This window comes from Bengtsoniella intestinalis (genome assembly GCF_039719005.1).
GTDB lineage: Bacteria > Bacillota > Clostridia > Oscillospirales > Oscillospiraceae > Oscillibacter > Oscillibacter intestinalis.
The window spans coordinates 2,057,655-2,071,514 of the sequence record NZ_CP133584.1 but is presented as its reverse complement, the minus strand read 5'-3'; the positions used below and the strand labels follow the sequence as shown (position 1 = coordinate 2,071,514).

Sequence of the window (13,860 nt, the reverse complement as noted above, 5' to 3'; positions counted from 1 at the left end):
ATCATGGGAGAAGACCAACTGGATTTACAAAAAGAAGTGGCGAAATTAGAAATTAAAACCCAAACCACCGCTCCGGTGGAGCAAACTGCCTTTGCGCCATTGGAGCAAAATCTGCCCCAACAGCAAACCGCTGAGCAGACTGTGGACAACACCCAATTGATGGCCTGGGCCATCCAACAGCAAGGGCAGGTGGCTCTGCCAGAAACCTCTGTGTATGAAACCTACCGCAAGGAAAAAAGCTGGACAAAAAAAGAGAAAACCGTGGTGGAACAGCACACCCGTCAAACCCCGAAATCCTTGGCACGGGCTCAAGTTCTACAAGAGCGTATGCCCGAGCTGTATGCCCAGGAAGGCACCCAAGGTTTGGTGGAATTGGCAGGGCAAGAGGTGGAAACCACCTTTAACAATCGTTTGGAAGGTGCCTCCGACCAAGGCTTGGTCTTGCTGGACAAGCTATCCAAAGCCCAAAAGCAGGTGACACCAGCGTTGGTGGCAGAACTGCGGACGGAGATGCAGAGCATGGGGCTCCAAACAGGGGAAGAACGAATTCCTTATGAAGGCGTGTTTGAAGACGCAGAAGTTTTGGTGCTGATGAGTGCCAATCTAAGCCATCATTTGCTAGAGCGGATGGAGGCTGCGGAGGCAGATAAAACCACCCATTCTTCTGCTTATGAAGGGATGCTCAGTGTGGCGCACACCACCAACACCTATGCCAATGCCATCGTGTCCAAGGTGACAAAGGAGCGCAGTGCCCTGATTGAGCAAAAGCGTGCCCAAGCCTTGAGTGCCCAAGAGCGTCAGGCAGAGGAAGAAGCACGGCTACAAGGGCTGTTGGCGGCAAGATTAAAAGCTGACCAAGAAGAAACCCAGCGCCAACTGGCCTTGGCCAAACAAGAACGAGAGCGCTTGGAGGCAGAGACCCAACGGCAAGAAGATTTGTCTCGTCAGGCCTTGGTGGACAACGATCGCCGCAAGGCCAATTTGGCACGGATTGCCCAACAAATTGCCCAAGAGAATATCAATCAATTAGATGGCGTTTTGGATGAAACGCAGCGTTCCGAATTGGAAGCAGAGGTGGCTTTCCAACTGGGGCATGACGTGATGAAGGCAGATTTGGGAGAAGGTGCAGGGGATGAACAGGCGTTTTTGACGGATATTCGCTCTGCCTTGTCTCGGTGCAATACCTTCCAAGAAGCCGTTGCCCGGCAACAGCAAGAACCCCAACAAATGAAGGACTTTTTGCTACAAAACGGGGTCAGTGAAGCTGAATTGGGGTTGTATCAAGACCAACGAGATTTCCGCTTGGCATTGCGGCAAGGACAGGATGAAGCACTGGCATGGCTGACACCCATCAAGGCGGCGGTGGAGACAAATCGCAACTTGGCACTGGCCTATGTGAAAGGTTATCGTGGGGATTTGACGGAGCAACAGCAACAAGCCTTGGTGCAGGTGAAAATGGAACTGACACCAGAGCTATTTTCTGCAGGTTCTCAAACAGATGTTACCACCCAAATGGGGCTGTTTTTGCGTTATCAGCAGTTGTATGCACCTCAATTGGCTGTGGAAGTAGCGCAAACCAAGGCAGACAACACCTTGATTGCCACCCCAGTCCCCCAGATTGAAAACGTGGAACAATCCCAAATGATTGACTCCTTGGCTATGCTGATGAGCGACCATGCCGTGCTATATCGCTTCTTGCCAGAACAAGGGCGAGAGGCCTATTTAGAGCAGGTGGTCAGCGGATATTTAAAAGACAAAAAGACGCCTTTTGCTGACATGAAACCAGCACAAAAGGCAACGTTAATCCCAGAGATACTTGCCATTTTGCAGGCGCAAACAGCATTGATAGCGCCTATTTTGCAGGATGAAAATGCCCAAGTATGGGTGGGGCTGACAGCGTTTTTGCTGGCGGAAAAGCCGTTGAATCAGTTGCAGGCCAAGATTTTAGAATTGCGAACCGTGGCAGAGTGGGAAGGCGTGAGCCCAGAATCTGCGTCGGCACTGCAAGTGGTCAATCCGTTGGTGAATCACGGGGGCGAAATCCCTCTGGATTACCGTGATAACGCCTATTCTACTGACTTTTTTGGCAAGAACCGTGAACTGCGTGGCGAGCGTCGTTTGGCACGCCTGGATGAAGACTTAGCGCAATTCGATGTGGGTGAAAACTGGCTATTTAAGGGCTTTGTTGTAGAACAAATCGGGTCTAAAGATTTAAATCAGCCCCGTGAAGTCTATGAAAATCGACTCAAAGAGGTTGTGACCCGTGCCAAAGAGAACCAAGTGTATTTGGAAAAAACACTGTCACCCTTCCTGTTTGAAAATGCAGAGGCCTATGAAAGAGCCTTGTTGAATTTGGGCTCTGCGGTGGTATCACAAGATGCACAAGCCTTCCAAACCACAGTGGAAACGGCAAAACAAGGCCTCAGTAAAACAGCCAACCCCCAAGCTGAGCAAGTGACAGAGATGGATGCCCGGCGCCAAGGGCGCATTGATGGGCTGAAAGAGCGCTTCCCCACCTTGAAAGCCCAAGAAGGGGATTTGCGCAAGCTGTTGGCATCTGAAGATGCCCAGATGCACCTGTGCATCCAAGGGGAAGGCCAGTGGCTGGATTTCATCACCCCAATTATCAACAACGCTGTGCCAGTTTTGGCGTACATCGACAAAATGTATAGTTCCATGCAGTGGCTACCAGACCAGTTGCGTCTGGGGTTTCACGATGAGATTTACAGCGGCAAAATGACCCTAGAGGAAGGGAAAGTGAAATTCTCCGACTATCACAAAACCCTGAGTGCCATGGAAATTCAAAAAACAAAGTTCGAGAGCAAGAGTTTAAATCAGAGTATCAAAAAACTGCTGGACGATGTGTTTAAAACCAATGAAAATCCAGAAGAGCAGGCAATTTTAAAGGACTATTTCTCCATCCTTCTCAACGATAGCTCTATGAATGAAGTGCTGAATTTGGAGAAAACATGGGATAAGAAAAAGGGCACCATCGGCAAGCAAATCCTAACCAACCACAAAGCCATGGAGGCTTTCGTGGGAGAGCAAACGCAAGAGCCTGCCCGTGTGGAAGGGTTTAAATTGTTTGTCCGTGGGGCGGTGTCTAGCCAAACCGAAGCTGAATTTAAGCAAAACCTATCTCAGATGTGGACGGAGTTCACCATCCTAGAAGGGAGCGCTGCGGCTGTGACCGCTATGGCTGCCCAGACGATGGCTGCACGGATGGACAGTCTGTTGGAAGTGGATGCCCAACGACAAAAGGCGGTGGACAGACAAGCTGAAGACAATGCACAAAAAGAGCGGTTGTACAGTGTGCAAGCTGGGAAACAATCTGTGTTTAAAGATGCAGGCAAAGGCACCATTGACCGTCTGCCACGGCGGATGAAACTGGTGAAAAAAGAGGTGCAGGCGCTAAAAACCCAAAATGCACGCAGTGAACAAGGGGTGCAAAGCCCAGTGCCACTGGATGGTGCCAGCGATATTTTGGCAGAATACTTGGCACGCAAACCATTGAAAGAGTTGCCAGCAGACTGCGCCAAATGGGGCGTGGCCAACATTGGCAAGCTAGAGCAAGCCTATAGAGACAGCTGTGCCACTGCCAATGTAGAACCGTCAGAAAATCTGCTGTGCAAGGTCACTACCTTAGCACTGTCTCTCTACGGCAATATGTTGTTGCAACAAGAAGGCATGAGTCTTGTGCAAATGACTGGCGTTGTGGCTGACGCTGTGGGTAGAGATGCCCAGTTGTTGCGAGAAGGGACGCAGTTGGGCGACCATGCTGCTTTGCTGGAAATGCAAAGTCTGACCATGGACAAAAAACGGTATGATAAGGCTGTGACCACCGCCAAGGATACCATCGCCCGTGACAAAGCCATTGACCAACTGGTGAAGGCAGAGCTGAAAAAAGGCAACTGGTCTCCAGAGGAACAAGCCGCCATCCAAAATGGCTGGCAGGTGTACCGCTATAGCGACTGTCTCAAGCTGTGGGAAACAAACCACCAAGGGGATATGCAAACCTTGTTGCAAACAGACCTGCTGAACCCTACCTTGGTGGACACCTTGCGGGCTGTGGGCAATCGCAGTATTCTAGAAAGCTACCAAACCAAGGGTACCATGGAGGCGGTGGGCGCCACTTCTGCCACCAAAAAAGAACAGCAAATGGCATCCAAGGTGGCCAAAACCCGTGAGGATTTCGAGGGGTATCTCTCTAGTCGTGGTGGGGAAACTGTCCTGAAAGCCTACAACCAATTCACCGTGGAGCAACGGTTGCTATTCGCTTTTGGTCTGTCTATGCCTCAAAAATTGCTGAACCTGCAAACAGGCGCCACAGGGAAGATTTTACAGCGGAGCAATACCCAAGCGTCGGACTTGGCAGTGAGTACTCTGCAAGATTACATTTACCAAGGAACCACCTTGGAGATGGAAAAACTAGATTATCAGCGTGCCATGGCAACCTTGGAAGGTGAGGCTGGAAAAACCTATGAAGTGGCCTTGGATTTCGTGGCATTTTGCACCAAGGCAAGGCAGGAAACGGTGCCAGTGAACACCCCACGTCTTACCGATGCCCAACAATCCATTCAGGCGGCAGGGAACCTGGCGCCTGAGCGTGAGTGCAGCACTGTAGAGGAATTGAAAGTCTATATCCAAGAGCAAACCGCGCAAGACCGCAGCGACATCAACCAAGGGGTGCAAGCGCTCACTGCTGACCAGATGACACTGTTGCTAGTGGCGTTGCAAAACCGCACCTTGCTAGACAAAAGCACCATCCCGGATGCTGACAATTTTGTCGACCAAGACCAACGGGAAGAGTTGATAGGGCAGTTCTCTGACAACTATGCCCAAGCTTTGCTGGGGCAAGCCCCTTCGGCTCTGCTGGGTAAAGCGGTGCTGAGCTTGCAGTCTTATCAAGTGCGAGATGGCATTGTGTTGGGAGATAACTTGCAGCGCAGTGACTTGGCAGAACAAGGGCTACAGCGCACCACGGAAATCGACATTGCGTTACTGCAATCTGCCCTAGAGCTGGTGAGAGAAATTGAGCAAAAAGCCACACGGCTTCAAGCCATCCGTTCAGCCAACAAGGTTATTGACAAAAGTGAAAACCAAGGCGCACGGGACAGCTATGCCCAGCATAAAGGCACCGTCACCACCCAAGAAAAATTTCAGGAGTACATCAACCATCAAATCCAAGGCCAATTGTCCACCGTTTTGGGCAGTGCGTTGTTAGATGAAGCCAGTTCTGAAGCGGTGGGGTTGTTTGCTGCCTATCAAGACTTGGATGCAGGCCAACGGAATCTGTTTTTCAAGGCTTTGGGCAGTCGCGATTTGCTGGATATTTCCAAGGAAGGCATTATGGCCAATCGCTTTGGCTTGCGGGAACGTGACTATGTCAATGAGGCGGGGCGCAACAATTTGCTAGACGAATTCGCCATGACAGGCAATGTGGTGTTGGAGGGAGATGGGGTGGCCCAAGCATTTACAGGCATTTTGTCCACCCAAGTGGATGACACGGTGGACTTTACGGCAAGCCAAGATGTGGTGGCGGCGCAGACATCAAGCCGCAAGACCCCAGTGGACTGGAAGCTATTCAAGCGAGGGATTCAGCTGGTGCGTCGTGCCACAGAGGAACGGAAAACACGGCAAAACCACTTTGAGTTGTATGCAGGCAGTGGTGAGGTACACACCCACGGGGAGTTCCAATTTAAAAGCGATTTCTTGCGCCGCAATCTCCACAATGCAGGCAACCGCTTCACTCGTTTTTTGGGGCGTCGTGTTGCCGCCAATGTACAAGATAGCCTGTCTGATTACTTAGGCGATACGCTAAGTGAAAAGGCAACGGATTGGATGGCTGGTAAATTGGCTGGCACCGATGACATCACCTTGTCAGCCAAGGAAGAAGTGAAGTTGCCAGGGGCTAAGCAGTTGGAGTACAGTGAAAACTTCTTAGACGTGGTGAAAGATGCACGGAAATCTTCTGCCATGGTGGAAGGAAAAGAAACCGCCTTGGGGATGGTCAAAGACGTGATTTCCAAAGGCATTGAAGATGTCAGCGAAGAAACTGCTTTCGGACTGGGCATGGTAGAACATGGGCAGGAAGTTTACGAAAGCGTGGTGAATTATAAGAAGATAAACCGTGCCATAGAAGAGGCGGAAGTCTTGCAAGAACAAGACAAAGGGAAGGTTTTGGCTGCCCACAAGCGACAGACAGCGGCGGAGCAACAGCGCTTTGATGGGGCAATCCAAAAGGCCAACGAGATGTTGCGCCAAGCGGCTACGATGGGAAAGTCTCGCCAAGTGGATAAAGGTATTTCTGCGGTGGGGGAAAGCATCAATGACGTAGGCGGGAGCTTTATCATGGAGGCTGTTCCTCTGGCAGAAACCGTCGGTCGGTTGGCACGAGAGGCGGCGGAGTTAATTAACTTTGCTCGCTCTGCCTTTAGTGAAAAAGGTCTGGTAGATCGAAATTTGCAAGCCCAGAACTATTGGGAAAGTCGCAGAGAAAATTTGAAAACCGCACTGCCCCAAATGGCAAACCAACGGGTGCAAACCTATGCCTTTGCCTTGGCGGCCAGTGGCTTTGAAAACATGACCGAGTACGCCACCGCCAAGGGCATGGAATTTGTTCAATCCCTGTTGTTTGCCGCCAGTAAGTATAACACCATGGCAAGCTCTAAACTGTTGGCAGAAACCGTGCTAGAAACCTTAGAGCTTAAGCAAGTGGGCAAAGACTACGACACCCTCAATGCAAAAGCTGTGTTCGACCGCCTGATGGGCATGAACCGATAATAGACGCAAAAGAACACCGTCACTGCAGTCAGTGGCGGTGTTCTTTTTGTGGTGCGTATTTAGTTGGGTTTTGCTGGTTCTTGCCCTTGATAGGTCAGTGATAGCAAGGTGATGTCGTCAAATTGGGGGGCTTCTCCTGCGTATTGGTTCACAGAGGAGAGAATGGTTTGGCAAAGGATATCTGGCTTCAGGGGTTCTTGATTCACCAGAGATAGCAAACGATCTTCTCCGTAAAGCTGACCGTCCACGTCCATGGCTTCGGTGACTCCATCGGTGTAGAGGAGGATTTGGTCGCCAGAATGCAGTTGTATTTGGTGGCTGGTATAAGGAACGCCCTCCATGGCGGCCAGCATTAGATTGGGTGGGGTGGCGAGATAGGCATAGGTGCCCTTGGTTTTGAGCAAGGGCGGATTGTGACCGCCGTTGACAAAGGATAGTTCTCCAGTTTGCAAATCCAATATGCCCATCCAAACGGTGACAAACATGGTGGCTTCGTTGTTTTCGCAGAGTTTTTCGTTGGCAAGTTCAAACACTTTGTCCGCTGGATACCCTGCATCGGCCAAGCTTCTGATACAGGCCTTGGCGCTCATCATAAACATGGCGGCAGGAATGCCCTTGCCAGAAACATCGGCAATTAAGATGGCCAGATGATGAGCGTCTACAAAGAAGAAGTCATAGAAATCACCGCCCACTTTTTTGGCAGTGTCCATCAGGGCAAACAGTTCAAATTCTTTGCGGTTTGGGAAGGGATTGCTACCACTTGGCAGGTTGGCAAGCTGAATGGTGCGGGCAAATTCCAGTTCTTCATCAATCCGTGTGGCGGCTTCATCGATGTACTCTTTCAAGGTGTCCACCGTGGCATTGATGCCATCGGACAAGGTGGAAAATTCTTGGTTACTGTGGCAATCTACGCTGACAGCCAGATTGCCATGGGTGATTTCTCCCAGTGCTTGGTTGATAGAGCGGACGTTGGCAATGATATTGCCTTTGACAAGGAGGAAAATCAAAACGAATACCAGTCCTAAAATGGTGAGCTGGGTGAACAGAGTTAGATAGAAGGTGATGTCCCGAGAGAAAGTGGCTTCGTCTACAGGGATAATGCCTAAAATGGTGTAACCTTCTGCCACGATGTAACAGCAATAGTGGGCGGTGCCAAACAGGGTGTAGGTAAACAGGTCCCCTTCTGCAAGGCCTGTTAGGTCAAGCCCTATGTCGGAAAAGGATTGGCTGAGGTTGTCTTGGGTGGCGCTGACAATGGTGCCGTTTAAGTCGGCAATCAAAACGGCGCCATTTTCCCCAATGTGTCGATAGGTGGCGGCACTGTCAATCTGACTGTCAATGCTTTCTTGCAACTGTTCGGCAGTGAGTCCGATTTGGACAAAACCGTTGGTTTCTAGGTCGTAGGCGGCATATTTACGCAAAATCTCTTCATTTTCTGACATAGGCTGTAGGGCTTGCACCAGACTGACTGTAGTCCCATCTAAAAGGGCTAAAAAGGCGGAAGATTGTTCCCCTGTGTTCATGTTAAAGCCAAGAAAAGATGGCTGGGTGGAATAGCAGATGATGCCGTCTTCCCCGATGACACTCATTTCTGTCAGTCCGTAAAATTCCACCAACATATCCATGATTTCCACGGTGATGGGGGCTTCGTCTAGTTCCCACGCCACCAGTTGGGCAATGGTCAAGAAGGCTTGGTCAGAGCGGGTATCCAAGTCGGCTTTCACATCAGCCAAAGTGGTGGTGAGTAAAAGGTCAGTGTCATCCGTGGAGACTTGGGTTTGCATGGCCCAAGTGAGAATGGTAGACAGGGTGACTGCCACAGCCAAACCAGCAAGAATCCATTGCTCAAAGCTGTAGATGATGGTTTTTTTGTGATGGGTTGAAAATAGAGACGGCTCTGTGGCTATGTTGATTGCCAGCAAGGTCAAACCAGTGACCAACCCATTGACGGCGATGAAGGGAAACGCACAGGCTTTTATACCGGCAAAGGTGATGCCTAAATTGTTGATGTTGGATAAAATCAGAAAGAGAATGTTGAAAACTGGCACCAAACACCCAAATAAAATCCCCTCAGACCAATTGGGGCGCTTGTCTTCAAATAGGAATGTCCGCAGTCCTGCACCGATGAAGCCTGCTAGAATGGCGGCAAAAGCGGTGGACCAATGGGGGGTGACACCGCTGAGCCAAAACGTGCAAAGATAGTTGTAGAAGCCAGCGATGAGACCAGCCAAAATACCGGCAGGACCACCAAAGACAAGACCGGCAGTTAGGACAATTCCGTTGCAAGGAGAAATGACACGATCCCCTATCTCTACACTAAGCCCAATGTTGATGCAGGCCAGTAGCCCCAGTGAAATGCCTAAATAAAGCTGGCGGATTTTGTGGGGCAGGGCGGCTATGGGTGCGGATTGACTCAGGGGATATAGCAGGGATATTAACACAATAGAACCCACTGTGAGCAGGGCTAAATGGAGGGTGATAGACATGATGGAACCACAATCCTTTCTGGAGAATGTGCAAAACAATGTAGCGAAACATGGTGGTGAGACTTACAGTTCTTCCTTGCGATCTTCCACTAGCTTTTTTTCAAAGGTTAAAATATTTTCGCTGTTTTCATAGCGATAGTAAATGTTGTCAGCCATCAGTTGCACCATGAAAATGCCCAATCCGCCAATGGGGCGGTCTTCGATAGAGAGGGAAATATCAGGTGTAGCACGCTCCAAAGGGTTGTAGGGGGTGCCGTTGTCACGGAAGGTACAGGTGATGGTGGGCGGGGTGGCATTGTCGTGGGAAAACTCGATGGTGGCGATGCCCTCCTCGGGGGATAGGCATAGTGGGCGATGTTGACGAAGATTTCCTCCACACCAATGAGAATGGAGATTTGCAAATTGGGGGACAGGCGAGGGTGTCTAACTCGTGGGACATAAAGTCTAAAACCTGTGGCAACAATGTGACATCGGCTGGGAGGGTGATGGTTTTCATGCAGGCACCACCTCCTGTTCTATCAGGGTGGACAGAGGGAGGGTGAAGCGAATGCGCATACCTTGTCCCCAGTCACTTTTTGCCGTGATTTCACCACCATGGGCCAGAATAATCTGGTGTATCATGTGGAGCCCTTGACCTTGCCCGGAGCGTTGTGCGGCATTGGAGCCGCGGAAATCCACATGAAAAATCTGGGCTGTTTCTGCGGCAGACAGACCAAGACCATCATCTTGCACCGTGATGGAAACCATATCATCTTGGGTGTCAAGACGGACTAAAATAAGCCCTTGACGCCCCATGTATTTCAAAGAATTTTCAAAAAGATTGAGCAAAACAGTGCGCAGTAGGCTAGGGTCGGCTAAGGCAATGATGGGGGATGGGATGGGAAGCACCTGTATTTGCACACCGTGGGTTTGGGCGGTGGTACGCAGATCCCCCGCCACTTGCTCAACGATGGGAAACAAAGGTGTGGGCGATACGCAGGGGGCAGGTGCTTGGCAGTCGTAGAAAGCATGGTAATTTCGAGAAATCAGCAGAGAAAGTTGATTGCTATGGTCTACAATTTTCTCTAGATAGCTGTGTTGCAATTGGGGGTCTGTTACCATATCGTCTCGCAAAAGTTCTCCATAGCCTTTGATGATGGATAAGGGCATCCGCAGTTGGTGAGACAGGAGGGAACGAACGGTATCCAGACGGTGGTTGAGTTCCTCTTGGGTCGATAAGGCATCGTCCACTTGGGTTTGCAGCTTGTGGGTATGATCGTGGGCTTGTTTCAATTGAGTCTTTAAGGCATGTAAGTTGTAACAGGCTACGACCAGCAAGATGAAAAGAATGAATTCCATAGAAAAGTCCCTTCGCAATAGTGTTTTTACAGATGGTGACTTTGCGGTTTGTGCTCAGAATGGACGCTTGTTTAAATGGCGAAAGAATAGGAAAAGAAAGATTGCAATGCAATGGGAGGTATGATACAATAATTGGAAATACTACCTATTATTATAATAGCATACAAAATGGTGAAAAGCAACGTCAATTCTTGAGGGTGGTACGAACGCAAGTGATTTTTGAAAGAGGGGGGTGCGCAGGTGAAAACAAAGGTGTTAATCGTGGAAGACGAGGCTGATTTGGCTGTAATCACAAGCATTCATTTGGAAAAAGCTGGGCATCAGACCCGGTGCGCTACCACCTGTCAAGAAGCTTTGGAGTATCTGACACAGGAGATGTATGACCTTGTGGTGATGGATGAGATGTTGCCTGATGGCACAGGACATGATGTGTGCGCAAAGATGCAAAAAATGACTTGGGCAGATGGGCGGTGTCCACCGGTGTTGTTTACCAGCTGTGAACCAGATAGCTTCACCATCATCAAGGCATTGAGTAGCGGTGGCGATGATTATATGGTCAAGCCCATCCACTATCCTGAATTTTTAGCACGGGTGGAAGCCTTGCTGCGCCGTAGTGGCAAGCACAACCAAAGCGAAGGGGCGCATATGCGCCAGTTTGCCACCTTTTCGCTAGATACCAACACCCACCAAATTTTGCGAGAGGGACAGGCAGAAGAACTGTCCCCTGTAGAATATCGACTGCTTTGTCACTTAATTGACCATCCTAACACCTTGTTGCTCTACGATGCGTTGTATCAAAGCGTGTGGGACAGTGATAGTTTGGGAGATAATCGCACGGTGATGGTACATATTTCCAATCTGCGTAAAAAAATTGACCCCTATGGCAGTGGTGTGATTGCCACGGTGCGCAATGCGGGGTATATATTCAATCATAAATGAAAGGGGTGGATGGGATGAACGTAGCAGCACTGTTTCCCCAAGAACAGGCAGGGCAGGCATTGGCATCGTATGAAGCCTTTATCAATGGGCTGTTTGCTTGTGTAGACCATAGTCTTTGCCAATATTTGGAAGGGCAAAAGGCTGTGTTTGCCCAAGAGGGTGGCGGTTATAAAAATGTGCTCTACCCAGATTTGGAGTTGGCTTGCGACCAGTGTGCCAACCATCTCTATAGTCGTCTGCCCCAATCAGATGCCAAAAAGGACAACGCAACAGCCCGAGATGATGCCTTGCCAGCGGATTTGGCAGACTTGTTTGCAGGGCTGATGGATGCCCAAGAAACCACAACGGGTGGTGCAGAGCCACAGTCCCTTGATTTGGAGGAAACCATTGCCTATTTGATGACCCGTGGCGGTTTGAGCGATGTGGATGCTGACGCCATGCCCTTATATGGGTTGATGGCGGAGCGAGGGTTTGGCCCCTTTACCATTTTTGCCTTGGCCTGTGCATTGCTCTCTGCCACCCAAACCAGTTATGCCAGCGTGTTTCAAGTGGTGAACCAGAACGGAAACCTGTCTGTGCCTACCGTCGAGTCGGCAGCGAGGGTGTATTATGGGCAGAATTTTTCCATCACCCGTGCCTATCGTGAAATGTCTACGGCATTGGAGCAGTTGCGCCCTATTTTGCCCATGCAAATACGCCCAGAGCTGCCTTTCTCCACGGCGTTATCTCCAGATAAGCGGTTGGTGGACTTTTTGTTTGGTACCAATCCTCTGCGACCAGATGAAACCTATCAGCGGTTCATGGCCAGCATGGATTTGTCGGTGACCCAATATCCCTTTTTAGCCAACCAACAGGTGCTAGATGCCATCAATATTTCCTATGAAGATGGGGGACGGATTTTTGCCCTGTCTGGGGATGAGGGTGCAGGACGGAAATTCACCTTGGCACACTTTTGCGCCCAGAAAAATGCCTGCTGTGTCACGCTGAATTGTGTGAAGCTGTTTCTTTATGATTTCTCCTTTGTGGAACGAGCTCTCTGGTCGTTGACCCGTGAGTGTATCTTGACAGGGGCGGTGTGCGCCCTAAGCGAAATTTCCTATCGTGAGGATGAAAAAGATAAGTTTTTCGGCTATATGGACTTGGCTTTTGAAAAGCTGCTGGAATACAACATCACCATCTTTGCACTGAGCAAGGAAAAACTGCCTATGCGAGAGATTACCACCTTAGATTACGCACAGTTGGAGTTGCCTACACCGTCTAACGCTGAGCGGCAGTCTGTGTGGCAGTATTACGGACAAAGTTATAAATTAGGGCCTGACGTTTCTTTGGAAGAGGTGTCTACCAAGTTCCTCTTCACACCGGGGAAGATTAAAAGCGCCCTCCATCAAGCAAGGTCTTTGTCGGCCATGGCAAAGGAGATTTTGATTTCAAGAGCCAGTTTATTTAAGGCTTGTAACATGCAAATGAGCCATGAGTTAACCCAAAAAGCCACCCGCATTGAAGCCAATTTCGGGTGGGATGACATTGTCATGAGCCCAGACCAACGGGTGGCATTGGAAAATGCCTGCAACCAGCTGACTTACCGCAAAACAGTTTACGACGACTGGAATTACACTAAAAAATACCCCTACGGTCGTGGGTTGTCGGTGCTTCTCTTTGGTGCCCCTGGTACTGGTAAATCTATGTGCGCCCAAGTTATTGCCCATGAGATGAATTTGGAGCTGTACCGTGTGGATTTATCCAAAGTGGTGGATAAGTATGTGGGTGAAACGGAAAAGTCTATTTCTATGATTTTCCGCGAGGCCAAAAAGTGCAATGTGGTGCTGTTTTTCGACGAATGCGACACCCTGTTTGCCAAGCGCTCTGATGATGGCGGTGCCAACCAGTCCTCTAATAATAACAAAACTGCCTTGCTGTTGCAAGAGGTGGAAGCCTATGACGGTGTTTCTGTTTTGGCCACCAACTATAAGCATAACATTGACCCGGCCTTCTTCCGCCGTATGAAATTCATTGTGGAATTTCAGTTCCCTGATGTCCAGACACGAAAAATTCTCTGGAATGCCACCATTCCCCAAAACACCCCCTTGGCGGAGGATGTGGATGTGGATTTCTTGGCATCTCGGTTTGAATTTGTAGGTGGTAATATTAAAAACTGCATTTTAAATGCCGCTTTTTTGGCCGCCGCTGATGCCACGGCTGAGGGTGAGGTGCATATGCGCCACTACCTACAAGCGATTAAATATGAATTTGTGAAAACGGGCAAGGTGTTCACCAGAGCAGACTTTGAACCCTATGCCCACATGGTGCTATAAGC

6 protein-coding genes are annotated in these 13,860 nt (G+C 49.7%); 3 read left to right on the top strand and 3 right to left on the bottom strand.

Annotated features, from left to right (window positions below; genetic code table 11):
* The first annotated feature begins 3 nt into the window (after window positions 1–3).
* Window positions 4–6,783 carry a hypothetical protein gene (locus RFF05_RS09950; RefSeq protein ID WP_409966952.1) on the top strand — a complete coding sequence of 2,260 codons (6,780 nt, stop codon included), beginning with the start codon at window positions 4–6 and terminating at the stop codon, window positions 6,781–6,783.
* 59 nt (window positions 6,784–6,842) lie between these two features.
* Here the strand turns inward: RFF05_RS09950 and RFF05_RS09945 are convergent, their stop codons facing one another.
* The 3 genes from RFF05_RS09945 to RFF05_RS09935 form a co-directional block, all read right to left on the bottom strand.
* Window positions 6,843–9,269 (bottom strand): SpoIIE family protein phosphatase, encoded by a 2,427-nt coding sequence (locus tag RFF05_RS09945; RefSeq protein WP_409966951.1) that lies wholly within the window; start codon window positions 9,267–9,269, stop codon window positions 6,843–6,845.
* Between the two features lie 63 nt (window positions 9,270–9,332).
* Window positions 9,333–9,584, bottom strand: a complete 252-nt coding sequence (locus RFF05_RS09940) for an ATP-binding protein (RefSeq protein ID WP_409970103.1) — start codon at window positions 9,582–9,584, stop codon at window positions 9,333–9,335.
* A 177-nt stretch (window positions 9,585–9,761) separates the two neighbouring features.
* Window positions 9,762–10,607, bottom strand: coding sequence for a sensor histidine kinase (locus RFF05_RS09935; protein WP_409966950.1), 846 nt, complete (start codon window positions 10,605–10,607; stop codon window positions 9,762–9,764).
* Window positions 10,608–10,847: 240 nt separating this feature from the next.
* Here RFF05_RS09935 and RFF05_RS09930 point away from each other — a divergent pair, with 240 nt between their 5' ends.
* Window positions 10,848–11,546, top strand: a complete 699-nt coding sequence (locus RFF05_RS09930) for a response regulator transcription factor (protein WP_409966949.1) — start codon at window positions 10,848–10,850, stop codon at window positions 11,544–11,546.
* A 14-nt stretch (window positions 11,547–11,560) separates the two neighbouring features.
* Window positions 11,561–13,858, top strand: coding sequence for an ATP-binding protein (locus tag RFF05_RS09925; RefSeq protein ID WP_409966948.1), 2,298 nt, complete (start codon window positions 11,561–11,563; stop codon window positions 13,856–13,858).
* Window positions 13,859–13,860 lie beyond the last annotated feature (2 nt).

Bases quoted from the DNA above. Each gene is read 5' to 3' on its own strand.
- RFF05_RS09945 (WP_409966951.1), bottom strand. From the start codon at position 9,269: ATGTCTATCACCCTCCATTTAGCCCTGCTCACAGTGGGTTCTATTGTG.
- RFF05_RS09935 (WP_409966950.1), bottom strand. From the start codon at position 10,607: ATGGAATTCATTCTTTTCATCTTGCTGGTCGTAGCCTGTTACAACTTA.
- RFF05_RS09925 (WP_409966948.1), top strand. From the start codon at position 11,561: ATGAACGTAGCAGCACTGTTTCCCCAAGAACAGGCAGGGCAGGCATTG.
- RFF05_RS09950 (WP_409966952.1), top strand. From the start codon at position 4: ATGGGAGAAGACCAACTGGATTTACAAAAAGAAGTGGCGAAATTAGAA.